The 23668-nt window shown below is 66.6% G+C and carries 19 protein-coding genes; 13 read left to right on the top strand and 6 right to left on the bottom strand.

Going from position 1 to position 23668, the window contains the following annotated elements:
- The first annotated feature begins 138 nt into the window (after positions 1-138).
- The 7 genes from AO684_RS03255 (at position 139) to AO684_RS03225 (ending at position 8707) form a co-directional block, all read left to right on the top strand.
- A complete protein-coding gene (locus AO684_RS03255) occupies positions 139-1887 on the top strand; it encodes a hydantoinase B/oxoprolinase family protein (RefSeq protein ID WP_054301311.1) in 1749 nt (582 codons plus the stop codon).
- Between the two features lie 89 nt (positions 1888-1976).
- Positions 1977-4097, top strand: coding sequence for a hydantoinase/oxoprolinase family protein (locus AO684_RS03250; protein ID WP_054301310.1), 2121 nt, complete (start codon positions 1977-1979; stop codon positions 4095-4097).
- A 1-nt stretch (position 4098) separates the two neighbouring features.
- Positions 4099-4827, top strand: a complete 729-nt coding sequence (locus AO684_RS03245; protein WP_054301309.1) for an ABC transporter ATP-binding protein — start codon at positions 4099-4101, stop codon at positions 4825-4827.
- Positions 4827-5546, top strand: coding sequence for an ABC transporter ATP-binding protein (locus tag AO684_RS03240; RefSeq protein WP_054301321.1), 720 nt, complete (start codon positions 4827-4829; stop codon positions 5544-5546). Before AO684_RS03245 ends, AO684_RS03240 begins: the two co-directional genes overlap by 1 nt.
- Positions 5543-6451, top strand: coding sequence for a branched-chain amino acid ABC transporter permease (locus tag AO684_RS03235; RefSeq protein WP_054301308.1), 909 nt, complete (start codon positions 5543-5545; stop codon positions 6449-6451). The genes AO684_RS03240 and AO684_RS03235 overlap by 4 nt, the downstream gene beginning before the upstream one ends.
- A 3-nt stretch (positions 6452-6454) precedes the next feature.
- The gene (locus AO684_RS03230) at positions 6455-7507 is read left to right on the top strand and encodes a branched-chain amino acid ABC transporter permease (protein ID WP_054301307.1); all 1053 of its coding nucleotides are present in this window, start codon (positions 6455-6457) and stop codon (positions 7505-7507) included.
- Positions 7508-7531: 24 nt separating this feature from the next.
- The gene (locus AO684_RS03225) at positions 7532-8707 is read left to right on the top strand and encodes an ABC transporter substrate-binding protein (RefSeq protein WP_054301306.1); all 1176 of its coding nucleotides are present in this window, start codon (positions 7532-7534) and stop codon (positions 8705-8707) included.
- Between the two features lie 33 nt (positions 8708-8740).
- On the opposite strand, the gene AO684_RS03220 is transcribed toward AO684_RS03225, so the two are convergent.
- A complete protein-coding gene (locus tag AO684_RS03220) occupies positions 8741-9319 on the bottom strand; it encodes a cupin domain-containing protein (RefSeq protein ID WP_054301320.1) in 579 nt (192 codons plus the stop codon).
- Positions 9320-9464: 145 nt separating this feature from the next.
- On the opposite strand from AO684_RS03220, the gene gabT reads away from it, so the two are divergent.
- The 4 genes from gabT (at position 9465) to AO684_RS03200 (ending at position 14274) form a co-directional block, all read left to right on the top strand.
- A complete protein-coding gene (gabT, locus tag AO684_RS03215) occupies positions 9465-10760 on the top strand; it encodes a 4-aminobutyrate--2-oxoglutarate transaminase (RefSeq protein ID WP_054301305.1) in 1296 nt (431 codons plus the stop codon).
- A gap of 74 nt (positions 10761-10834) precedes the next feature.
- Entirely contained in the window at positions 10835-12274 is a 1440-nt protein-coding gene (locus AO684_RS03210; RefSeq protein WP_054301304.1) for an aldehyde dehydrogenase family protein, read from the top strand.
- A gap of 3 nt (positions 12275-12277) precedes the next feature.
- The gene (buk, locus tag AO684_RS03205; protein ID WP_054301303.1) at positions 12278-13378 is read left to right on the top strand and encodes a butyrate kinase; all 1101 of its coding nucleotides are present in this window, start codon (positions 12278-12280) and stop codon (positions 13376-13378) included.
- Positions 13372-14274: a phosphate acyltransferase gene (locus tag AO684_RS03200; protein ID WP_054301302.1), complete on the top strand. Its 903-nt coding sequence runs from the start codon at positions 13372-13374 to the stop codon at positions 14272-14274. The genes buk and AO684_RS03200 overlap by 7 nt, the downstream gene beginning before the upstream one ends.
- On the opposite strand, the gene AO684_RS03195 is transcribed toward AO684_RS03200, so the two are convergent.
- Positions 14269-15984, bottom strand: coding sequence for a cobalamin-dependent protein (locus AO684_RS03195; protein ID WP_054301301.1), 1716 nt, complete (start codon positions 15982-15984; stop codon positions 14269-14271). The genes AO684_RS03200 and AO684_RS03195 overlap by 6 nt on opposite strands.
- A gap of 108 nt (positions 15985-16092) precedes the next feature.
- Between AO684_RS03195 and AO684_RS03190 the strand changes: the two genes are divergently transcribed.
- On the top strand, positions 16093-16839 hold the full coding sequence (locus AO684_RS03190; protein WP_054301300.1) for an NAD(P)-binding domain-containing protein: 747 nt from the start codon (positions 16093-16095) through the stop codon (positions 16837-16839).
- Here AO684_RS03190 and AO684_RS03185 read toward each other — a convergent pair.
- Entirely contained in the window at positions 16836-19106 is a 2271-nt protein-coding gene (locus AO684_RS03185; RefSeq protein WP_054301299.1) for a cytochrome P450/oxidoreductase, read from the bottom strand. The genes AO684_RS03190 and AO684_RS03185 overlap by 4 nt on opposite strands.
- 85 nt (positions 19107-19191) lie before the next feature.
- Between AO684_RS03185 and AO684_RS03180 the strand changes: the two genes are divergently transcribed.
- A complete protein-coding gene (locus AO684_RS03180) occupies positions 19192-19887 on the top strand; it encodes a transcriptional regulator (protein ID WP_152968331.1) in 696 nt (231 codons plus the stop codon).
- Here AO684_RS03180 and AO684_RS03175 read toward each other — a convergent pair.
- From AO684_RS03175 to AO684_RS03165, 3 genes are all read right to left on the bottom strand, one after another.
- Positions 19884-22124, bottom strand: coding sequence for a xanthine dehydrogenase family protein molybdopterin-binding subunit (locus tag AO684_RS03175; protein WP_054301297.1), 2241 nt, complete (start codon positions 22122-22124; stop codon positions 19884-19886). The two genes, AO684_RS03180 and AO684_RS03175, sit on opposite strands and share 4 nt — an antisense overlap.
- Positions 22125-22127: 3 nt before the next feature.
- Positions 22128-22589 (bottom strand): (2Fe-2S)-binding protein, encoded by a 462-nt coding sequence (locus tag AO684_RS03170; protein WP_054301296.1) that lies wholly within the window; start codon positions 22587-22589, stop codon positions 22128-22130.
- Between the two features lie 113 nt (positions 22590-22702).
- Positions 22703-23662 (bottom strand): ABC transporter substrate-binding protein, encoded by a 960-nt coding sequence (locus tag AO684_RS03165; RefSeq protein WP_054301295.1) that lies wholly within the window; start codon positions 23660-23662, stop codon positions 22703-22705.
- Positions 23663-23668: the final 6 nt, after the last annotated feature.

Here is a 23668-nt window from a genome sequence, read left to right as displayed (position 1 = left end):
TGCAAGATCGTGGCCGCGTCCCGCGTCATCCTGTCTGCCATCTTGAGAGGCCGGCAAGCGGCCCGGAAACAGGGAGAAGGACAACCGCGCCCCCGGCGTGCCTGTTTTCGTGGCTGCTTCCCAACGGGAAGGACCGACATGACCAAACGCAACGTGGACCCGATCACCCTTTCGGTGGTGCGCGGTGTGCTGGAAACCACCCAGCGCGAAATGACCCTGACGCTGGAACAGACGGCGCGCAGCTCTGTCTTCAACCTCGCGCATGATTATTCGACGGCGCTGTTCAACCACACGCCCGAGATGATCCTGCAAGGACAGGACATCCCGATCCACCTCGGCTCGCTGATCCCCGCGATGAAATCGGTGGCGAAGTTCTTCGAGGGCGAGATCCACGAGGGTGACCTGATCCTGCACAACGATCCGGCCTATGGCGGTTCGCATATCATCGACACCTGCATGTATTACCCGGTGTTCTATGAAGGTGAGCTGGTATTCTGGACCGTCTGCAAGGGCCACCTGACCGATATCGGTGGCCCGGTTCCGGCGGGCTACAACCCCAATGCGACCGAGATCTTCGCCGAAGGCCTGCGCATCCCGCCGGTGAAACTGTGGGACAAGGGCAAGCCGCGCCATGACGTGATGAACCTGCTCCTGACCAACATGCGCGCCCGCCGCGACCAGGAGGGCGACTTCAACGCGCTGATCGGCGCCTGTCAGGTGGGCGCGCGCAACCTCATCAACCTGATGAAGAAATACGGCAAAGACGTGGTGCAGGACTGCATCGCCGAACTGCTCGACATGGCCGAGGCGCATATGCGCAAGCTGATCGCGGGCGTGCCCGACGGCACCTATACCGGCACCGCGATCCTTGAGGATGCCGGCCACGGCTTTGGCGATTTCGACATCACCGCCACCGTCACCATCAAGGGCGATGCCTGTCATATCGAGATCGCTTCGCCGCCGCAGGTGCCCTATTTCATCAACAGCTACGAAGGGAACAGCCATTCCGGCGTCTATCTCGGGCTGATGATGTTTGCCCAACTGCCGCCGCCCTATAACGAGGGGCTCTATCGCTGTGTCACCACCGACATGGGGCCGAAGGGCACGCTGTGCAACGCAAAATCCCCTGCTCCGCACATGAACTGCACCACCACGCCGATGGAAACCCTGACCGACGCCGTGCGGCTTGCCTTTGAACAGGCAGCGCCCGCCAAGGTCTCGGCCTCTTGGGGCCATGCCAATGGCTGCAACATCGCAGGCTGGGACAAGCGCCATGACGAGGAATATGTGACCATGGTGCTGGCCTCGATCATCTCGGGCGCGGGCGCCACGGCAGCACAGGATGGCTGGCATGCCTGCGGCCCGGAATGCTGCTTCGGCGCGCTGACCAGCGGCGACATCGAGATGCTGGAACACAGCTACCCGATCATCATTCACCGCTACGGGCTGATGGAAGATTCGGGCGGCGCGGGAAAGAACCGCGGCGGCTCCGGCACCTGCTGGGAGGTGGAGCCGATGGACACGCCCATGACGCTCGTCACCTTCGGCGAAGGCCGCCGCATCCCCGCCATGGGTGCCGCCGGCGCGAAATCGGCGCTGATCCAGCCCAAGGTTGGACGGCTGGAGGTCACACGCAACGGGCAGACCCGGATCATCACCGAAAACGTGATTGAGACGATCCAGCCCGGCGAACGCGCCGCCAACAAGAACCCCGGCGGCGGCGGTTACGGCAACCCGTTCGAACGCGACATCCAGAAGGTGGTCGAAGACGTGCGCAACGGCCTCGTCAGCCTCGAAGGCGCCCGCCTCGACTATGGCGTCGTCATCACCGACCGCGACAGCCTGAGCGTCGATCACGCCGCCACCGCGAAACTCCGCGCCGCCTGATCCCCATTTTCTGTCGAAAAATATCCTCGGGGGGTTCGGGGGGCAGACAGCCCCCCGTCCGGCCCCACCATCCCAAAGGACCGCAACCCATGCAGAACCAGTATCGTCTCGGCATCGACGCCGGCGGCACCTTCACCGATTTCATCCTCGCCGATCGCAAGGGCGGCGTGCGCATCTTCAAGGCGCTCTCCACCCCCAACGACCCGACCGCCGCCATCCGCAACGGCCTCGCCCTGATCGAAGAGGAAACGGGGCTTTCGCCGGAAACCATCGTCTCCAACGCCGATCTCTGCATCAACGGCACCACGGTCGGGCTGAACGCGCTGATCACCCATAACGGCGCCAAGACCGGCCTGATCGCCACACGCGGCCATGAAGACAGCATCGAGATCCGCCTTGGCCACAAGGAAGACGGCTATCGCTACGACCCCGACTATCCGCCCGCCACCATGCTGGTGCCGCGCTATCTGCGCCGGGGCGTCGGTGAACGGGTGCTGTCGAACGGCCAGGTCCACACACCCCTGAACGAGGATGACGTGCGCGAGGCCTGCCGGCATTTCCTGCGCGAGGGCGTCGAATCCGTCGCCATCAGCTTTGTCTGGTCGGTGCTGCACCCCGAACATGAAAACCGCGCTGCAGAAATCGTGCGCGAGATGATGCCGGATGTCCGGCTGACCGTGGGCAGCCAGCTTTACCCGCAGGTGCGCGAATATACCCGCACCTCCACCGCCATCGTGAATGCCTATCTCGCCCCGATCCTGCAACGCTATGTCGAGGCAGTGGACGCCTATTTCCGCAGCCTCGGCGCCCGCCATCCCGTGCGCTACTTCCAGTCGAACGGTGGGCTGGCGCTCGGCAAGGTTGTGTCGGACCAGTCGGTCTATGCCATCAATTCCGGCCCCGCCTCGGCACCGCAGGCCGCGCTGTGGCTCGGCCAGCCCTGGGGCATGAAGGACATCATCACCGTCGACATGGGCGGCACCTCGTTCGACATCACGCTGACCCGCGATGGCCGCGCGAATGTGTCGAAAAACGTCGATTTCCTGCGCTATCGCATCGGTATTCCGATGATCCAGGTCGAAACGCTGGGCGCGGGCGGCGGCTCCATCGGCTGGATCGACAGCATGGGCCTGATGCAGATGGGGCCGCAATCGGCGGGGTCCGAACCCGGCCCGGCCTGTTATGACCGAGGCGGCGAGAAACCCACCACCACCGATGCCAATCTGGTGCTGGGCTATCTGAACCCCGATGGTCTGGTGGGGGGCCGCCTGCCCCTGAACGTCGAAAAGGCACGCGCCGCGATCAAGACCCATCTGGCCGATCCGCTGAGCATCAGCGTGGAAAAGGCCGCCTATGGCATGTTCACCATCGTCAACAACAACATGGTGAACGCGATCCGCCGCGTCTCGGTCGAGCGGGGCTATGATCCGCGCGATTTCGTGCTGAACTGCGCGGGCGGCGCGACGGCGGCGCATATCACGGCGCTGGCACGCGAGATGGGCACCCGCAAGGTGCTGATCTCGAAGCTGGCCTCGGGGCTTTGCGCCTTTGGGCAGATCATTTCCGATGTGAAATACAACTACATGGCCCCCGCCGCCGCCCGTCTGGAAGGCGCCGAATCCGCCGCAAAGCTGAACGGCCTGTTTAACGGGCTGGAGGCACGCGGCCGTGCCGATCTGATGGCCGATGGCTTCACCGATGACACGATCAGCATCCGCCGCAGCCTCGACATGCGTTATGTCGGACAGGTGCATGAATGCACCGTGGACGTCGACCCGTTCGAGGTGACCGAGGCCGCGCTGGAACGTCTGAAGGCCGCCTTCCACGCCCGGCATGAGGAGCTCTACACCTATGCCGAGCCGAACAGCGCCGTCGAGGTGGTCAATGTCGAAAGCGCGATCACCGGCGCGGTGGACAAGCCCGGCCGCATGACCGTCGTCCCCGGCAAGGGCGCGCATTCGGCACTGAAGGGCACGCGCGAGATGATCTTCAACGCCGACGGCATCGCGCATGAAACCCCCGTCTATGACGGTGCGGCACTGGGCGCGGGCGACCGCATCACCGGCCCGGCTGTCATTCAGGAGGTCACGACCACCATCGTGATCGAACCCGGCTGGCTGGCGGAGCTGGATGCCTCTGGCGTTTACGTTCTGACGCTGGCAACCCAGACCGGCACGGCACAGCCGCAGCGCGCGACCGAGGTCGCCTGAGATGGCCCTGACGCTGGAACAGGTGGGGGTCGCCTTCGGCGGCTTCCGGGCGCTGACCGAGGTCAGCCTTGCCATTGCGCCCGGACAAGTTACCGGGCTGATCGGGCCGAACGGGGCGGGCAAGACGACCTGTGTCAACACGCTCACCGGCTTCCAGCGTCCGGACACCGGCCGGGTGGTGCTGGAAGGGCGCGACATGTCGCGCCTGCCCGCCCATGGCTTTCGCCGCGCGGGCGTGGCGCGCACCTTTCAGGCCGGGCGGCTGTTCGGGGGCCTTGATGTGCTCGATAATCTCGCCTGCACCGGCGTGGGACTTGGCATGCGCCGCGCGGCGGCGGAACAGGCAGCGGCAGAAGTGCTGCACTGGATGGGGCTGGAGGCGCTGGAAAGCCGCCCCGCCGCCGGCCTGCCCTATACCGACGAGCGCCGCATCGCCATTGCCCGCGCGCTGATCGGAAACCCGGATTACCTGCTGCTGGATGAACCCGCCGCCGGTATGTCGGAAGAAGAGGCCGCCGATCTGGCCGGCCTGATCCGCCGCATCGCCACGGAAAAGGGCATCGGCTGCCTGCTCATTGAACACAATGTCGGCCTCGTGCTGTCGGTCTGTGCGCATGTTGTCGTGCTCGATGGCGGGCGCGTCATCGAACAGGGCGACCGTGCCACAATCCTTGGATCTGCTGCCGTGCGCGAAGCCTATTTCGGCGCAGACCAGGCGGAGGCCGCATGATGGCGAAGCTGGGCATCCATGACCTTGCGGTGCGCTACGGCAAGCTGACCGCGATTTCCGATCTGTCCTTCACCGTGGCCGAAGGGGAGCGGCTGTTCATTTCCGGCCCCAATGGCGCGGGCAAATCCTCGCTTCTGGGCGCGATCTCGGGCGCGGTGCCTGCGGCGCGTGGCCGGATCGAGATGGATGGCGACATCCTGTCCGGCCTCGGCCCCGAACGCATCGCGCGGCGCGGGCTGTCGATGGTGCCGGAGGGGCGGCGTATCTTTGGCGGGCTGACCGTGCAGGAGAACCTGATGGTCGGCACCGGCATCCGCCGTGACCGGGCCGCTGTCGCCGACGATCTGGAGACGGCCTTTACCGCCTTTCCCATCCTGCGTACCCGCGCCCAGGCCCCGGCGGGCGCGCTGTCGGGCGGCCAGCAACAGATGCTGGCCATCGCCCGCGCGCTGATGACCAACCCCAAGGTCATGCTGGTTGATGAACCCTCGCTCGGCCTCGCGCCCAAGGTGGTGGACGAGGTCTATGACCGGCTGTGCAGCCTGCAAGCCCTGCGCGGGCTGACGCTGGTGATCGTCGAACAATCCTCGACCCGCGCCGCGCGGGTGGGCGGGCGCATGATCCTGATGCGTGGCGGACGCATCGTCGCCGATGGCGATGCCGCCGGTTTCGCCGCCGCCGACCTGCTGTCGGAAGCCTATTTCGGAGACCCGGCATGAGCCTGCAACTTCTGTTCGACGCCCTGTCACTGGGCGGTATCTATGCCATTGCGGCGCTGGGGATCGCGCTGATCTTCGGCGTGATGAAGCTGGTGAACTTTGCCCATGGCCAGTTCATCGCCTGCGCGGTCTTCGCGCTGATCCTGCCCTCCACCGATGCGGTGGCGGCGCTGGGGCTGGGCCTGTTGCCCACGCCGCTGCTGATCCTGGCGATCCTTGGCTTCGGCGCGGGGCTTGCCGTGGCAGCCGAAGCGCTGGTGTTCCGGCCGCTGCGCAATGCCTCGCCCGTGGCGTTGATGGTGGGCAGTTTCGCGCTTGGCGTGGCGCTGCAAAACTTCTTGCTGGTGCTTTATGGCGGGCGGCCCAAGGCGATCAGCCTCTGGGCCGGGCTGGGCGCCCCGGTGCGCATCGGTCCCGCCGAGGTGCCATTGCTGCAACTGATCGTCATTGCGGCGGTCATCGCCATCCTGCTCGCACTTGGCCTGATGCTGAAACGCTCACGCCTCGGGCTGGAGATGCGCGCCGCAGCGGCAGATTTCGGCATGGCGCAACTGCTGGGCGTGCGGGCGAACCGCGTGATCTCGGGTGCCTTCGCGCTTTCCGGGGCGCTGGCGGCAGTGGTCGCGCTGGTCATGGTGGCACAGACCGGGGTCGCCGATGTGCGGATGGGTGGGCAGATCATGCTGATCGCCTTCATCGCCACCGTGGTTGGCGGCATGGGCAGCCTGCCCGGCGCCGTGGCGGCAGGGCTGGCAATCGGCGCGGCCTCCGCCCTGCTGCAAGCCGGTCTGCCCGATGCGGCGCGACCGTTCCGCGACGCCTTCCTTTACGCGCTGGTCATCGTCGTCCTGCTGTTCCGCCCGCAGGGCCTGTTCGCCGCCGCCGACGCCAAACCAAGGGTCTGAGCCATGATCACGCAACACCGTATCCGCCGCCGCATGGCGACCACCACACCGATCCTGCTGGCGCTACTGCTACTGGCCTTCGTGGCACTGACCCTTGCGCTCGGCGACCGCGCCGCCGCACGCATGGCGTCAGAGACCCTGATCCGGGTCACGCTGGTCGTAGGATTCTGGATCTTCGCCGGCAATTCCGGGGTCATCAGCTTTGGCCATGCCGCCTTTGCCTGCGTGGGCGCCTATGTCTCGGCCTGGACGACGCTGAACCCCGCGATGAAGGCGACGCTGCTGCCCGGCCTGCCACCCGCACTGGCCGAGGCGCACTGGCATGTCCTGCCCGCCGCGCTGACCGCCGGGCTGGTGGCAGCCGCGCTGGCGCTGGTGACCGGGGCCGCCATCCTGCGCCTTTCGGGCATCGCCGCCTCCATCGCCACTTTCGCCTTTCTTGCCATGGTCAACACGATCTGGGCGAACTGGACGCCCGTCACCGGCGGTACTTCGTCTGTCGTGGGGCTGGCGCGCTATGTCACCCCTTGGGTGGCACTTGGCTGGGCCATCGCCGCGATCCTTGCCGCAAGCCTTTACGCCGCCTCTGCCTCAGGCCTCGCCCTGCGCGCCACGCGCGAGGATGAGGTGGCGGCCTCTGCCTCCGGTATCGACCAATACCGCCACCGCCTGCTGGCCTATACGCTGTCGGCTTTCTTCTGCGGCGTGGGCGGGGCGCTGGCCGGGCACTTCATCGGTGTCATCAATCCTGACGGGTTCTACCTGAGCCTGACCTTCCTCATGCTTGCCATGCTGGTGGTCGGCGGCATCGGCTCGCTTTCGGGCGCGGTGATCGGCGTGCTGGCAGTGTCGCTGGCGGTGGAGGCGCTGGTGCGGCTGGAGAAGGGCTTCACCCTGGGCACCGCCACCTTCGCCCTGCCCCCCGGCAGTCAGGAAATCATCATCGCCGTTGCGATGATCCTCGTCCTTGTCTTTCGCCCCGCCGGTCTGATGGCCGGGCGCGAGATCATGCTGCCCGCCCGCTGGGTCACCGGGCGCGGCACATCGCAAAACTGACCCGGATCCAACAGGAGACTCGCCATGAAATACGCCTGCTCTTTGCTGGCCCTGCTGGCGCTGACCGCGCCCGCCCGTGCCGCCGATGACATCACTGTCGGCTTCGCCATCGCCAAATCCGGCTGGATGGAAGCCTATGACACCCCTGCCGCCACCGCCGCGAAAATCCGTATCGAGGAAATCAACGCCGCGGGTGGTCTGCTGGGCCAGCAGATCAAGGTGGTGGAGGCCGACACCCGCACCGACCGGGCCGAGGCCGCCAAGGCCGGGCTCGACGTGCTGGATCAGGGCGCACAGATGATGGTCGTGTCCTGCGACTACGACTTTGGCGCCCCCGCAGCGCTGGTGGCGGAGGGCGAAGGAATGAACAGCTTCTTCCTCTGCGCCGAGGATGTGAAGGCCGGGCTGCAAGGCGTTGGCCCGAACAGCTTTTCATCGTCCGTCCTCGCCCCGGTGCAAGGCGCGACCATGGCGGAATGGGCCTATGCAAAACGCGACGCCCGCACCGCCTTCGTGCTGGAAGATACGTTCATCGAATATAACAAGGGCATCTGTACCGGCTTTGACTGGATGTTCCCGCAACTGGAAGGCGCAGAGATCCTCGGCCGCGACACTTTCAAGAACGACGATGCCTCCATCGCCAGCCAGATCACACGCATCAAATCGCTGGAAAAGACGCCCGATGTGATCATGCTCTGCTCGGTCATGCCCGGTGCAGCGGCGGCAGTGCGCCAGATCCGCGCGGCGGGGATCGAGGCGCTGATCCTCAATGGCTCGGCGGTGGACGGGTCTTACTGGCTGGATGCGGTACCGGGGCTTTCGGGCTTTGCGCTGCCGGTGCAAGGAACGATCTACGGTGACGATCCCCGCCCCGAGGTCGAGGCCTTCAACGCCGCCTATGAGGCCAGGGCCGGCGCGCGTCCGGCCAGCCAGTATGCCTATCCCGGCTATGTGCTGATCGACCTCTGGGCCAAAGCGGTCGAGCGCGCGGGCACCGTGGATGGCGCCGCCGTCACCGCCGAACTGGAAAAGATGCAGGCCGAACCCACCGCCTTCGGCCCGCGCAGCTTCAGCGCCGAGCTGCACCACCAGAACACCGCGCTGATGCAGATTGTCGAGATCACCGGCGGCAAGCCCGCGCGGGTCGATGAATGGCAGATCTCTCAGCCCGTTCCGCTGGATGTGCTGCTGGGCAAGTGAGGCAATGGCGCGCCCCGTTACGGGGTGCGCATCTTACAGATAGGGCGGCGTGCAGGCCGAAACCACCAGCGCCTCGCGGTCGCCGATGTTGCGAAAGCGGTGCGGCAGGGTCGAATCGAACAGATAGCTGTCGCCCGCCTTCAGCACCGCGCAATGCTCACCCGCCGTCACCTCGATTTCCCCCGCCACGACCACGCCACCCTCATGCGAGGCATGTTCCAGCATCTGCTCGCCGGTATCGGCGCCGGGCTCATAGCGTTCGTAAAGGATTTGCAGGTTATGCGCCCGCGCGTCCCCGACCTGCTGCAAGGTGATCCGCCCGCGCGGACCTTCCAGCGTCGAATAAAGCCGGGTGGTCAGATCGCGCAGCTCGTGCGGCTTGAAGAACAACGCTTGGGTGACCGGGGCATCGGGTTCAAAGAATTCCGACATGGTGACGCCCAGACCGCCCAGAATCTTGCGCAGGGACGAGACCGAAGGGCTGGAGCGGTTGGTCTCGATCATCGAAATCTGGCCATGCGGCACATCCGAGGCCTCGGCCAATTGCCGTTGCGACAGGTTTGCTGCCTGCCGCATCTGCTTCAGCCGTGCGCCCACATCGAAATCCTGCATGCCGAACCCCTTGGTTTTGCACAGCATAGTCAGCCCACCGAAAGCGCGCAATCTTTTGCCATGCAGCGCATTGCCACACCGCATTATATTGCTCAATATATTGAGCATTGATACACAGAATCACCGTATAGCCCCGGAGAGTGCAATGTCCGAATCCGCCCGCCTTGCCAGCCGCAAATCCGCCGCCGTCGCCCGTGGCGTCGCCACGCGCGGTATCTATGCAACCCGCGCCGAAAACGCCGAACTCTGGGATGCCGAGGGGCGCCGCTTCCTCGATTTCGCCGCCGGGATCGCAGTGAACAACACTGGCCATCGCCACCCGCGTGTGATGGCCGCCGTCGCAGAACAGGCGCAGGCGTTCACCCATACCTGCTTCCACGTCGCGCCCTATGAGGGCTATATCGCGCTGGCCGAGCGGCTGAATGCGGCAACGCCAGGCAATTTTGATAAGAAAACCATGCTGGTAACGACTGGCGCGGAGGCGGTGGAGAATGCCATCAAGATGGCACGCGCCTTCACGGGGCGGTCTGGCGTCATCGCCTTTTCGGGCGCCTTCCATGGCCGCACCCTGCTGGGCATGGCGCTGACCGGCAAGGTCGCACCCTACAAGAAGGGCTTCGGGGCCATGCCGCCCGAAATCGTACATGCCCCTTTCCCGAACGCCTTCCACGGCGTGACCGAGGCCGATGCGCTGGGACATCTGGAGCGGCTTTTCGCCTCGTCCGTGGACCCGGAGCGGGTGGCTGCCATCATCATCGAACCTGTGCAGGGGGAAGGTGGCTTCAATATCGCTCCGTTCAGCTTCCTGCGCGCGTTGCGCGAGATTTGTGACCAACATGGCATCGTGCTGATCGCAGATGAGGTGCAGGCCGGCATGGCCCGCACCGGCCGGATGTTCGGCTTTGATCATTCAGGCGTCGCCCCCGATCTGGTGACCATGGCAAAGGGCCTGGCCGGTGGTTTCCCGCTTTCGGCGGTGACCGGCCGCGCCGGGATCGTCGATGCGCCGAACCCCGGCGGCGTCGGTGGCACCTACGCGGGCAACCCGCTGGCGGTGGCCGCGGCCCATGCCGTGCTGGATGTGATCGGGGATGAACAGCTTTGCCTGCGCGCCGCCGAGATTGGCGAGGTGATCCGCGCCCGCCTGACCCAGATCGCGGCCCGGCAGGGAATGGAGTGCATCGGCGACGTGCGCGGGCTTGGTGCGATGAACGCGCTGGAACTGGTGACCGACCGCGCCACCAACGGGCCCGACGCCGCGCTGACCGCCGCCGTCGTGGCCGAGGCCGAAGCGCGCGGGCTGATCCTCTTGTCCTGCGGCACGCGCTACAACGTCATCCGCCTGCTGCCGCCGCTGACCATCCCGATGGATCAGCTGAACGAGGCACTGGACATCATCGAAGCCTCGATCGAGGCCGCCGTGATGGCCCGCGCCGCCTGATCCACAGCCACCCTTGCGCGACGCCCGCCCTGCCCCACCGGCAGGGCGCGGCCCCGCTTTGCCCGGAGCCTGCCATGTCTGACCCGCATCTGAACCTGATCAACGGCGCATGGGTGCCGGGCGATCATCTGAGTGAAAACCGCAACCCCTCGGACCTCGCGGATCTGATCGGGCTTTACGCCGCAGGCACCGCCGGGGATGTGACTGCGGCAGCCGGGGCGGCGGCGGCTGCGCAACCCGGCTGGTTTGCCGCCGGTCCGCAGGCGCGCGCCGATCTGCTGGACCGCATCGCCACCCGGATCGAGGCCGAAGCGACAGACATCGCCACCATGCTCGCGCGCGAGGAGGGCAAGATCCTGCCCGAAGCGCTGGCCGAGGCCCGCCGCGCGGCGCAGATCTTCCGCTTCTTCGCGGGCGAGGCGCTGCGCATGTCGGGCGAGGCGCTGGCCTCTGTCCGCCCCGGCGTCGACATCGAAGTCACACGCGAGCCGGTAGGCGTGGTCGGTCTGATCACCCCATGGAACTTTCCCGCCGCCATCCCGGCGTGGAAGATCGCGCCCGCGCTGGCCTATGGCAATGCAGTGGTGCTGAAACCCGCTGAACTGGTGCCCGGCACCGCCCATATGCTCGCCCGGATCATCCATGAGGCGGGCTGCCCGGCGGGGGTGTTCAACCTCGTCATGGGGCCGGGCTCGGTTGTGGGCCGCGCCATGGTCGAGGCGCCGCAGATCGGGGCGATTTCCTTTACCGGCTCGGTCCCGACGGGGCGCGCCATCGCCCGCGCGGCGGCCGAGAGGATGAAGAAAGTGCAGCTCGAAATGGGCGGCAAGAACCCGATGGTGGTGCTGGATGACGCCGACCTGCCCACCGCCGTTGCAGCCTGTCTGAACGGCGCGTTCTTTTCGACCGGGCAACGCTGTACCGCTTCGTCGCGGCTGATCGTGCAGGCGGGGATTCACGATGCCTTCGTGGCGGAACTGACACGGCAGATGATCGCATTGCGTGTCGGCCCGGCGCTGGCGCCTGATAGCCAAATCGGCCCGGCGGTTTCCGCACAGCAACTGGCCGGAAACCTGTCTTATGTCGATCTGGCCCGCGCCGAGGGCTGCGAGGTGGTCGGCGGCGAACGGCTGGACCTGCCGACCGAGGGGCATTTCCAGCGCCCCGCCCTGTTCCTGAACGCCCGCAACGACATGCGCGTGGCGCGGGAGGAAATCTTTGGCCCCTGCGCCGCCGTCATCCGCGTCGCGGATTTCGACGAGGCGCTGGCGGTGGCGAATGACAGTGATTTTGGTCTCTCCGCCGGGATCTGCACCACCTCATTGCGGCACGCGCGGGAGTTCCGCCGTCAGGCACGGGCGGGCATGGTCATGGTGAACCTGCCGACCGCCGGGGTGGATTACCATGTGCCTTTCGGTGGAACCAAAGGCAGCTCGCTTGGCCCGCGCGAACAGGGGCGGCACGCGGCGGAGTTCTATACCACGGTTAAAACCTCTTATAGCTTTGCAGGTTAGGCCATGGATGCGATCCTGACCATCAATCCCGGCACCACGACGACGCGGCTGGGCCTGTTCACCTCGGATGGCGCCGGCGTGCGGGCGCTGGCTGAAGTGACGCTGGACCATGACGAGGCGGTCATGGCCGCTTTCCCCGACATCGCCGCACAACTGCCGTTCCGCGCCGAGGCGATTGCGGCTTTCCTGCGCGGCCGCCCTTCGGTACGGCTGGTGGCCGTGGCTGGGCGTGGCGGGATGCTGACGCCGGTGCCGCCGGGGGTGATCGCCGTCGACGACGCGCTGGTGGATTTTGCGCTGCACCGGCCGCTGCATCCCCATGCCTCGAACCTCGGGGCGCCGCTGGCACAGCGCATCGCGGCGGCGGCAGGCTGCCCGGCCTTCATCGTCGATCCGGTGTCAGTGGATGAACTGCCACCTGTCGCCCGTATATCCGGCTGCCCGGACATCCCACGCTTTTCCTTCGTTCATGCGCTGAATATCCGGGCCTGCGGGCGCAGGCTGGCGGGGGAACTGGGCAAGCCCTTCGCCGCACTGGATGCCGTGGTGGCGCATTTGGGCGCCGGCATTTCGATTGCCGCGCTGAAAGGCGGGCGGATCGTCGAAAGCACCAACCGGATGGAAAATTCGCCCTTTTCCCCGGAACGCGCAGGCGGGCTGCCACCGATGGCACTGATCGATCTGTGCTATTCCGGCACTTACGACAAGGCCACGCTGAAGCGGCGGCTTTATGGGCAGGGCGGGGTTTTCGCCTATCTGGGCACCAAGGACATGCGCCGGGTCGAGGCGATGATCGACGCGGGCGACGCGCAGGCCGATCTGGTCTGGCAGGCCATGGTCTATCAGATCGTGAAGGCTATCGGCGCCATGGCGGCGGTGCTGGACTTCCGGCCCGATGCGGTGCTGCTGACCGGCGGCATGGCGCAATCGGCCCGGCTGCGCGCGGCGATCACCGCCCGCTGTTCGGCACTGGCACCTGTGGTCTGCTATCCCGGCAGTCACGAAAGCGCGGCACTGGCCGAGGGGGCGGCCCGTGTTCTGGCCGGGCAGGAGATTGCGCGGGTCTGGCCGCCAAGCCCCGAGGTGGAGCCGATGCCATGGTGATCCGCAGCTTCACCGAACTGGAACGCGCACTGAAAGGCAGCCGCCCCCTGCGCCCCGCTGTCGCCGGGGCCGCCGATCCTGCGGTTCTGGAGGCGCTGGCCGAGGCGCAGGCGCGCGGGTTGATCGCCGGTGCCTTTCTTGCCGATGACGCGGCCCTGTTGCGCCCAATGTTGCCCCCCGGTCTGAGGGTGGAAATCGCCGATACCCACGACCCAGCCGCTGTTGCGGTGGCCGAAGTGCGGGCGGGGCGCGCCGATGTGCTGGTGAAAGGCCGGGTCGACAGCGCCGCCTATCTGCGCGCCGTGGTGGCGCGGGAAACCGGCCTTCGCGCCTCGGCCACGCTGTCAAACCTGACGCTGGCCGAAATGCCCGGCCTCGACCGGCTGATCGGCGCCACTGACAATGGCATCGTGCCCTTGCCGACACTGGACCAGAAGCGCGCCATGATCCTGAATGCGGTGCCGCTGTTCCGGGGTCTTGGCGTCACGCCCCTGCGGGTTGCCGCCATTGCGGCCTCTGAAAAGGTCAGCGCCAGCCAGCCTGCGACGGCAGCTGCCAGCACCCTGGCCACCGAGGCCGCCGCCGGGCAAATCCCCGGTGCGCTGGTTGACGGGCCATTCGGCTATGACGTGGCGCTGTCGGCAGCCGCTGCCGCAAAGAAGGGGCTGGCCTCGGCGGTGGCCGGTCGCGCCGATCTGATCCTGTTTCCGTCCATCGAGGCGGGCAATGCCACGGTCAAGGCGTGGAAACTGCATGGCCATGCCCGCACCGCCAGCCTTGTGCTGGGCGGGTGCGTGCCGATCCTGCTGAACTCGCGCGCGGATGGGGCAGAGCAGCGCTGGCTGGGTCTGCTGCTGGCCGCTGCGCTGCGGGCCGGACAGGCCGCCGCGCTATAGCAGCTTTCGCAGCGCGGGCAGCATGTCATCCAGCCCCGCGCAGGGCGTGGCGCCAAGGGCCGCAATCTCCGCCGTCACATCAACCGGGAGGCCGGTGTTTGACGCATCGGGGATCTGGTTCAGCTTGCCGCCGATCAGAACCGGAAGCGTCGCCCCGCTCTGGTTCAGCGCCGCCATCACAGCCTGCGCGTAACCAAGCGCCACGCCGTTATAGGTGCTGATCGCCAGCGCCTCGGCCCCTTCAGCCAAGGCTTGCGCGACCAGCGCTTCGGGATCTGTGCTGACGCCACCGTCCAGAACCTCGACGCCCATACCTTCCAGCGCCTGTTCGACCAGATACTTGCCATGTTCATGCACATCGCTGGTGCCGACACAGACCCGCAGACGGCGCGGCAGCGCGGTTTGCCCGGCGACCCAGCGTTCGGCCTTTTCATCCAGTTCGCGCGCCCATTCGGCGGCGACCAATGGCGCCCGACCGCGAGCGGCCAGCGGGCCTTGCCCAAACAGCGCCTCCAGTCGTTTCGGCCCCATACGGCGGATCGCCAGCAACAGGGCCGCGGGGTCGTCCTCCGGCACACCCCGGTCGGCCAGCCCGGCCAGCACCGCCTGCGCGAAGGCGCGTCCCCCGGCGACCAGCCGGTCGGCCAGCGCCTCGACCCGGTGCCAGTCGGTCAGCGCGGCGTGATGCGGCGCGTGATCGGCCAGGCGACGGGCAAAAGCCTGAGCCTCGACAATTTCATCGACATCGGGAATGCGCTGGTTCTCTGTCACCGGCACAGGGTTCACCGCATGCCCCGTGGCCCAGCGACCCAGCGCCATCATGTCAGCCAGAAGATAGCTCGCAAGGCTTGCATAATTCCCCGCAGACCCAGCCTGATAGGCGACGGTATTGCCAAAGATCATGGTGCCCGGCGTGTCTGTCACCCGCGCCAGCGCGGCATGGAAGGCCATGCGCGACAGCGGGTCGCTGAAATGGTGGCCATAGCAATGCGCCAGCCGTGCGCCGATCAGCCCTTCGACGATGTGCTTTTCCACCAGCACCATGCCAAGCGCCGAGGCCATGTCCAGAAACAGCCCCGCGAAGCCGTCATCGAGGTTTGAATGCACCAGCACCTGCGTTTCTTGTGCGGCAATCAGGCCAAGGGCGGTAACGGTCGCCTCGGTCGTCGCCACGTCATCGTTCCAATAGGGCAGGCGGAAGGTGAAATACTGCCCCAGATTGCCGACCGAGGTGGCGCCTGCCGCCAGCGCGGCGCAGGTGTTTTCCACACAGCCCGGCAGGCCGATCATGAAATCGCCGAAATGCGCGGCGGCGGGGGCGGCATGGGTGATGCGGGCGAAATCTTCCGGCCCCGTCAGCACGATGCCGGTGCCACGCGCAGCCTTTTCCCGCAGCGCCTGCGGATAGCCCATCGACCAGTCGAGCGTGATGCCGAAGCGATCCACCGTCACGCTCTGGGCGGCACAGCGGTCATGCACCTCGGCAATGGCGCCCAGCGTGCGGTCGACATTGCGAAAACCGATATGGGCGTGCTGCATGATGCGGCTGTTACCGATGCGGCGCTTCCATTCCGCCTCGGACGTCACAGCCTTCTCGGCGAAGAACGGGCAAGGGCCGACGCGCCAGTCACGGGCAAGCGCGCGGCCACGCGACAGAAGTTCAGCACCGGGAGGAAGGCGCGGGTCAGTGAGCGGCGGGGATTCGGACATGATCGCTCTCGCAGGGGTCAGCGGCAGGATAGCGCGGCGCAGCCTGCGCGCCAGCCCTTGCCTGGGCCGTTTCTGCGGACGAGGATACGGCAAGGAAAAGGGGGCAAGATGCTGGGGATCATCGGAATCGGGCATCTGGCGGCGGCGCTGCTGGCGGGGCTGCACCGGGCGGGGTTCGCGCCCGGCGAGGTGCTGCTGTCGCCGCGTGGCCGGGCGGCAGAGATGGCGGTGCGATACGGGCATCCGCTAGCCCGCGACAATGCCGATCTGGTGGCGCGCTGCGATCTGGTCCTGCTCGCGGTGCGGCCAGCGGCGGCACCCGGCGCGGTGGCGGGGCTGCCGTGGCGCGCGAGGCAGGTGCTGGTTTCGGCCTGCGCCGGTGTGCCAATTGCGGCGCTGGACACAGGCCCTGCCCGGCGCATGCGCATCATGCCCCTGACGGCGGCCGAGGTCGGTGCCAGCCCGACCGCCTGCTTCCCTGATCTGCCCGAAGCTCGACGGTTACTGGAGGCACTTGGGCCCGTCATCCCCTTGACCAGCGAGGCGGAGTTTGAAATCGCCACGGTTTCCGCCGCGATCTATGGCTGGGCGCAGGATCTCATCGCGCGCAGCGCTGAATGGGCAGCCGCGCAGGGCCTTGACCCACTGGTGGCGCGGCGGCTGAACGCGCTGACCTTCGCGGCGGCCGGGGCGCTGATCGACAGCAAGCACGAGCCGATGGCGCAGATGCTGCACGAACTTGTCACCCCCGGCGGCATCACCGAACGCGGCTTTCAGATACTGAAAGCGCATGACGTCAGTGCGGGATGGGAGGCCGCCTGCGACGCAGTGATGGACAAGCTGAAAGGGCGTTAAAGCGCCAGTTTCAGCCGCCCCGCGCCGCGCGAGCGGCAGCACATCATCCGGGTGCCCGCAGCCCTTTCCGCAATGCTCAGCACCTTGTCGCGATGATCGACCGTGCCATCCAGCACCGCGACTTCGCAGCTGCCGCACAACCCTTCCTCGCAATCCGAGGCGATGTCGATGCCAGCCGCGCGCAGAACCTGCAACAGGGTACGGTCGGCAGGCACGGGCAGGGTGAAGCCGCTGTCGGCCAGTTCGACCTCGAAGGGACGGTTGTCGGCAAGGTCGGTATCGTCGCCCGCGCTGAAATGCTCGATGGCCAGCACCAGATCGGGGCGCGTGGCCGTCAGGGTTTGCAGGGCCTCAAGCATCCGCGCCGGGCCGCAGGCGGAAATGCGGGTGCCCGGCGGAGCAGCGGCGACCAGTGCCGCCAGATCGGCGCGTGGTGCGCGGTCGCGCGGATGCGCCGCCACCTGCCCCGCGTGATCGCGGCTCAGCCGCGCCAGATGCGCCATCCGCGCCTCGGCCCCGCCAAGGTAATGCAGATGATAGCGCGCCCCGATCCGTTTCAGCCGGTCAGCCATGGCCAGGATCGGCGTGATTCCGATACCGCCCGCAATCAGCAGATGCGCAGGCGCCGCCTCGTCCAGCGGGAAGTGATTGCGCGGCCCGCGCAGCCGCAGCACCGTGCCGGGTGTTACTGCGTGGAAACGACGCGAGCCGCCGCGCCCGGCCTCTTCACGCAGGATCGAGACGGTATAGCCCGGCGCATCCGGGTCGCCGCAGAGCGAATAGCTGCGATCAAAGCCATCAAGCTCCAGATCCACATGCGCACCGGGGGTCCAGCGCGGCAGCGGCCGTCCCTGCGGATCGGCCAGATGCAGGGTGATGACTCCTTCAGCCTCCGGCATCACCGTCGTCACCACCACGCTGCGGGCGATGTCCTTGCGACGCGGGGCGCCGATCTCGAACCGCGCCCGCTCGGCCCCCTCTGCCGGATTGGCGGCAACATCCCATTCCACCCAAAGGTGATCCGGCCCCCGGAACGAGGTATTGGGCAGATAGGTGAATTCCTGTTCAGCCAGCCGCAGATGCGGCAGGCGGCGCGAAAGCTCCTCCAGAATGATCCGCAGTTCCAGCCGGGCAAGGTTTTTGCCCATGCACTGATGCGCGCCATAACCGAAGGTCAGATGATCGGTGGCATTATCTCGGTAGATGTCGAAACCGTCGGCATTCTGGAACTGGCGCTCATCATGATTGGCGCTGGCCATGACGATCAGCAGCTTCGCCCCCGCAGGCAAATCGGTGCCACCCACCCTGGCGGGCGCCGTCAACTGCCGCCGCCAGGCCACCACAGACCCAGCATAGCGCAGGCATTCCTCCACCGCATTGGGGATCAGCACCGCATCTTCGCAGATCGCGCGCCAGCCCGCACCATCGGTCAGCAAGAGCTTGATCGCATTGGCCGCTGCATGGGCGGTGGTCTCATGCGCCGCGACGATAATCGCCATCATCATCGAATGAAGATAGCTGTCGGTCACGATGTCAGGGTGCAGGGCGTTCTGCCGGATCGCCTCATGCATCCAGCCCTGGCCGTGGGGTTCCGCCCGCATCCGGTTCAGCACCTCGCCCGCGAACTGCCAGAACCGGCCCACCTCATGCGCCAGCGCGATCTGATCCTCGCGCGAGGGTCGGCCCCAGGTGTTGACGGTATGCGCCATGGAGAACTCGCGAAGGCGGGCCATGTCACTTTCCGGCACACCAAGGAAATGCAGCGCCACCGTCAGCGGGATTTCCCACAGCATCTCCTCCACCAGATCGGCACGGCCTTTGGCGATGAAAGCATCCACCTTCTCGCGCGTCAGCACCCGCACACGGTCGCGGTGCGCCTCAATATTGGCGGGCAGGAAATGCGCCATCAGCACGCGACGGCGTTCGGTATGGGCGGGTTCGTCCTCGTTCACCAGCGTCCGGTTCATCGCATAGCCATAGGAGGCCAGCACAGCCATCGCTTCGTCGGGGAAGGGGGTGATCTTTTCCAGCACATTGCACGGAGAAAATAGCAATGGATCGCGGAACACCGCCTTCACATCGGCATAGCAGCTGACCACCCAATAGCCGGTCTCGGGGCTGTAGAACACGGGCTCATCCGCCCGTGACCAGGCCAGCGCGGCGGCGGGGTCGATCTGATATGCGCCGGTGAACGGGTCGAAGGCGCGGGCGCGGTCCGACACGGGGCAGGCTGCGCCATCAGCATGGGCCGGGCATCCGGTGGTCATTGGCGATCCTCCCCTGCGGCTTGATATATGAGCGATAATAGCACATAAATGTGCTATATTTGACGCTACAGAAAGGGCGGCGCTCGTGTCAACTGCAACGACTCCCGAACGGGTGCAGACCCTCGACCGCGGCTTGCAGGCGTTGAGCGTCATTGCCGCGCGCGGGCCGATTGGCATGGCGGCGCTGGCGCTGGCGCTGGGGGTGGACCGGCGTATCTGTTACCGGCTGGTCGCCACGCTGGAGGCGCATGCCTTCGTCACCCGGCTGGCGGATGGCACCGCGATCCTCGGGCCGGGGCTCTTGCCGCTGATGCAGGGAGTCCATGCCCGCCTGCGGCTGCACGGGCAAGAAGCGGTGGATGCGCTGGCCCGTGATACCGGGCAGACGGCCTTCCTTTCGGTCGCGGCGGGCGAGGACTGTCTGGCGCTGCTGACCAGTCCGGGCAAGAGCGGGCTGCTGGAGATTACCTATCGCGTCGGCGCCCGCCATCCCATCGGGCGCGGCGCGGCGGGCATCGCGATCCTGTCAGCCCGGTCACAGCAGCCCGGTGACAGCGCGCAGGTGGTGCAGGCGCGGCAGGACGGATGGTCGGCCACCAGCGGCGAGTTGCAGCCGGGCGCGCATGGTATCGCCGTGCCGCTGCGCGCTGGGTTCCTGAGCCGTGCCGGGATCGAAGCCTGTCTGGGCGTGGTCAGCGCCCAGCCGCTCGACCTGTCAAGTACCGTAGCCGCACTGGACGCCGCCACCACATGCCTGGTCGCGCAACTGGACGGCGCCTAGGCGAAATCGACAAACTTGCCGAAGGGCATTTCGCGCAGCCGTTGCCCCGTGGCAGCGAAGATCGCGTTGGCCAGCGCGGGCGCAGCGGGGGGCACCGGCGGCTCGCCGATGCCGCGCACATCTGGCGCGTTTTCCAGTACGCGCACCACAATCTCGGGGCATTGGTCCAGCCGCATCCCGCTGTGGCTGTCGTAATTCGTCTGCTCGGACATGCCATCGGCATAGGTGATTTCGCAATTCATCGCATGACCCAGACCCCAGATCACCGCGCCCTGAATCTGGTTCTCGATATTCACCGGATCGACGACGCGGCCCACATCGGCCACGCAGAACACCCGGTCGATACGCAGCCCGGCGTCGGTCATGCGCACATCCACGACTTCGGCCACATTGACCCCGAAGCTCTGGACAAGCGCGACGCCCCTGCCATGCCCCGGTGCCGGGCTGGGGCCTTGCCAGCCAGACAGTTCCGCCACCGCCTCCAGCACGCCCCGCGCCACCGGGTCATTGCAAAGCCGCAGCCGTTCAGCCATCGGATCGGCCCCGGCGGCGTGGATCAGCTCGTCCAGAAAGCTTTCAAGGAAAAACCCGCCGAGCGAGGCGCCAACCGAACGCCAGCTGGAGACCGGCGCCAGCCCTTCCACCGCATGCGCCCGCACCCGAAAGGCGGCGGGCGCGTAAGGCGCGTTCCAGATCCCGGCGGGAAGCTGGTTGTCCGGCCCCGGCACCGAATAGCCCGCGCGCCCGAGTTGCGAGCGGCTGGGAGAGGGGCCGGAGGTCACGATCTCCACCGCCTGCACCTGCCCGTTTGCCACCGTGCCACGCCCGCGCGCCATGCCCGGCGGGCGGGTGAAATCCTGCGCGAAATCCTCTTCGCGGGAATAGGTCAGCTTGACCGGGGTGCCCGGCATCTGCCGCGCAATCTCGGCCGCGCGCAGCACATGGTCAAACTCCAGCCGGTGCCCAAAACTGCCGCCCGCGAACTGGTTGTGCAGCGTGATCTGGCCAGAGCCCTGCCCGGTGACACCCGCCACCAGATCCTGCAACATCCGGGGAAGCTGATGCGCCGTCCAGACCTCGGTTTCCGCCTCCGAATAGCGGACAATCGCGTTCAGCGGTTCCAGCGGCTGATGCGCCAGATAGGGCGCGCGATATTCGGCGCTGACGACCTCAGCGGCGGTGAGGCCCGCGTCCATATCGCCGTCGGCCCGCCATTCCTTGTCCAGATGCGCGGGATCAAAGCCTGCCTCCACTGCCGCCCAGTGATCGGCCATTTCGGCGGGGTAAGGCGCGGGGCCCCAGTCACAGACCACCGCCTGCGCCGCCTGCATGGCGCGCCATGTGTTGTCGGCGATGACCGCCACGCCATCGCGGATCGGCAGCACCTGCGCAACGCCGCGCATCGCTTTCGCCGCCGTCGCGTCATGGCTGAGCAGCACACCACGCCGGGGGTTCAGCCGCACCGCCGCATGGACCATGCCCTCGACCTTCAGGTCGATACCATAGACCTGCGTGCCGGTGGATTTTGGCAGGATATCCAGCCGCCGCATCGGCTTGCCAATCAGCCGCCAGTCGCTGTCGGGGCGCAATGGCACTTCCTGCACCGGATCGGACTGCGCGGCATCAGCCGCCAGCGCGGTATAGGGCACCGCCATGCCATCCGGCAGGATCACGGCGCCGTTCTCGCTGCGCAGCAGGGCCACATCGACACCGTGGCGCTGTGCCGCCACCCGCTTCAGCGTCTCGCGTGCCATGGCCCCGGCTTGTCGCAGCTTCACGAAACTGTCCGGCACCGCGCTGGAGCCTCCCGTTCCCTGCATCCCGACCAGTTTGAACGCCGCATTCATCGCGCCGCGCGTGGCACGGGCCGCGAGGCCGGTATCGCCCGGCAGGAAGGGCGCGCTTTCAGCACCCAGCGCAGTATTCCAATAGGCCGCAGCGGGCGGACCGAATTCGGTGGCGACCTGCGCGGGGTCGACGTCAAGTTCCTCGGCGATCAGCAACGCCTGCATCGACATGGCTCCCTGCCCCAGATCGGCATGCGGGGTGATCAGGGTGATGCGGTCAGCGGTAATCTTGACCCAAGGGTTGAAGCTCGTCTCCCCCGGCGCCAGCCCGGCCAGCAGCGGGTTTTCAGGGGTCTTGCGCACAGCGTAAAGGCCGAAAGCAACGCCCCCCGCGATAGCAGCGGAGCCGATGAGAAAACTGCGGCGCGCGATCTTGCCGATCCGGGACATGATTCAACCCTCCCGCATCAGTTGCGCCGCGCGATGCACCGCCGCACGGATGCGCGGGTAGGTGCCGCAGCGGCAGAGGTTACCCGCCATCGCTTCATCAATTTCGGCGTCGCTCGGGTTCGGGATCTGCGTCAGCAGCGAAGCCGCCTGCATGATCTGGCCCGACTGGCAGTAGCCGCATTGCGCCACCTGCCCTTCCACCCATGCCGCCTGCACCGCATGCAGCGCGGCGGGCGTGCCCAGCCCTTCGATGGTGGTGATCTCGGCGCCCTCGGCATCGGAAGCCGGGATCTGGCAGGACCGCATCGCCTCGCCGCCCAGCCAGACGGTGCAGGCCCCGCATTGCGCAATGCCGCAGCCGTATTTCGTGCCGGTCAGGCCCAGTTCATCGCGCAATACCCACAACAGCGGCATGTCGGGTTCGACATCCACCTCGTGCATGGTCCCGTTCACATTCAGTCGCATCGGCTGCCTCCTGCTTCGGCACGATCATAGCATGGGCCGAAGCGAAGGGCCGGGTCACGTTGCGTCACGCAGGGCAGCGGCGGGCGGGGGCAGGAAAGCCCCCGCCCTTCCCGTCAGAACGGGCTGTCGGGGAAGTAGAACTGCGCCGCATTTTCAGGCGTCACCAGGGTCGATCCGATGATGAACCGCCCCGAGACCGGCGCCGCCGATACGAAATGCAGTGTCGTCATCTCGATGGCCGAAGAGATCTGTGCAGGCGGATAGGTCACATCCACCGGAACCTGCTTGTCGCCGTCCATGACGCGCTTGATGATTTCCTTCATCCCGGCGCCGCCGACAATCCACATCTCATCCGTGCGCCCGGCGGCGGCGATGGCCTCCATCACACCCAGCGCCATATCGTCATCTGCCGCCCAGACCGCGTCGATCTTGGGATATTTCGACAGGTAATCCTGCATGACAGTGAAGGCGTCGTCGCGGTTCCAGTTGCCGTGCTGCTTGTCCAGCACCTCGATGCCCGAGCCGTCAATGGCCTTCTCGAAGGCGTCCACCCGCTCGTTGTCCAGTGTCGTGGGGATGCCGCGCAGGATCACCACCTTGGCGCCGGAGGGCAGATTTTCGCGGAAATATTCCCCAGCGACCTGGCCAAAAGCGGTATTGTCGCCCGCGACATAAAGATCTTCGATCCCCGGCTGCGACAGCCCCCGGTCGACCACGGTCACCCATTTGCCCGCGTCTTTCACCGCCTTGACCGGCCCGGTCAGCGGCTCGGATTCAAAGGGCAGCACCACCAGCCCGTCGATATTGCGGGTGGCCAGCATATCCTCAATGTCATCGACCTGCTTGCCCGGCTCTCCCGCCGTGGCCAGCACGAATTTGACGTTGGGATAAGTGGCCTCAAGCCGCTTGATCGTGTCCTGCGCGTGCCAGTTCAGCCCGCCCATGAAGCCATGCGTGGCCGAGGGGATGGAGACGCCGATGGTATAGGTCTTGTCCTCGGCCACCGCCATGGTGGCAAGGCTTGCGGACATGGCAAGCGCTGCGGTGGCACCGAAGAACTGTCTGCGTTTCATGGTCTT

This window comes from Gemmobacter sp. LW-1, assembly GCF_001303875.1.
GTDB lineage: Bacteria > Pseudomonadota > Alphaproteobacteria > Rhodobacterales > Rhodobacteraceae > Gemmobacter > Gemmobacter caeni.
Note: the sequence above shows the minus strand (reverse complement) of the source record. Positions and strands in the feature narration are given on the sequence as shown.

Excerpts from the sequence above, each read along its gene's own strand:
- AO684_RS03225 (WP_054301306.1), top strand. The coding sequence starts at position 7,532 with ATGAAATACGCCTGCTCTTTGCTGGCCCTGCTGGCGCTGACCGCGCCC.
- AO684_RS03185 (WP_054301299.1), bottom strand. The coding sequence starts at position 19,106 with ATGACCACCGGATGCCCGGCCCATGCTGATGGCGCAGCCTGCCCCGTG.
- AO684_RS03195 (WP_054301301.1), bottom strand. The coding sequence starts at position 15,984 with ATGTCCGAATCCCCGCCGCTCACTGACCCGCGCCTTCCTCCCGGTGCT.
- AO684_RS03230 (WP_054301307.1), top strand. The coding sequence starts at position 6,455 with ATGATCACGCAACACCGTATCCGCCGCCGCATGGCGACCACCACACCG.
- AO684_RS03210 (WP_054301304.1), top strand. The coding sequence starts at position 10,835 with ATGTCTGACCCGCATCTGAACCTGATCAACGGCGCATGGGTGCCGGGC.
- AO684_RS03235 (WP_054301308.1), top strand. The coding sequence starts at position 5,543 with ATGAGCCTGCAACTTCTGTTCGACGCCCTGTCACTGGGCGGTATCTAT.
- AO684_RS03190 (WP_054301300.1), top strand. The coding sequence starts at position 16,093 with ATGCTGGGGATCATCGGAATCGGGCATCTGGCGGCGGCGCTGCTGGCG.
- AO684_RS03220 (WP_054301320.1), bottom strand. The coding sequence starts at position 9,319 with ATGCAGGATTTCGATGTGGGCGCACGGCTGAAGCAGATGCGGCAGGCA.
- AO684_RS03170 (WP_054301296.1), bottom strand. The coding sequence starts at position 22,589 with ATGCGACTGAATGTGAACGGGACCATGCACGAGGTGGATGTCGAACCC.
- AO684_RS03245 (WP_054301309.1), top strand. The coding sequence starts at position 4,099 with ATGGCCCTGACGCTGGAACAGGTGGGGGTCGCCTTCGGCGGCTTCCGG.
- gabT (WP_054301305.1), top strand. The coding sequence starts at position 9,465 with ATGTCCGAATCCGCCCGCCTTGCCAGCCGCAAATCCGCCGCCGTCGCC.
- buk (WP_054301303.1), top strand. The coding sequence starts at position 12,278 with ATGGATGCGATCCTGACCATCAATCCCGGCACCACGACGACGCGGCTG.
- AO684_RS03255 (WP_054301311.1), top strand. The coding sequence starts at position 139 with ATGACCAAACGCAACGTGGACCCGATCACCCTTTCGGTGGTGCGCGGT.
- AO684_RS03240 (WP_054301321.1), top strand. The coding sequence starts at position 4,827 with ATGGCGAAGCTGGGCATCCATGACCTTGCGGTGCGCTACGGCAAGCTG.
- AO684_RS03165 (WP_054301295.1), bottom strand. The coding sequence starts at position 23,662 with ATGAAACGCAGACAGTTCTTCGGTGCCACCGCAGCGCTTGCCATGTCC.
- AO684_RS03200 (WP_054301302.1), top strand. The coding sequence starts at position 13,372 with ATGGTGATCCGCAGCTTCACCGAACTGGAACGCGCACTGAAAGGCAGC.
- AO684_RS03250 (WP_054301310.1), top strand. The coding sequence starts at position 1,977 with ATGCAGAACCAGTATCGTCTCGGCATCGACGCCGGCGGCACCTTCACC.
- AO684_RS03175 (WP_054301297.1), bottom strand. The coding sequence starts at position 22,124 with ATGTCCCGGATCGGCAAGATCGCGCGCCGCAGTTTTCTCATCGGCTCC.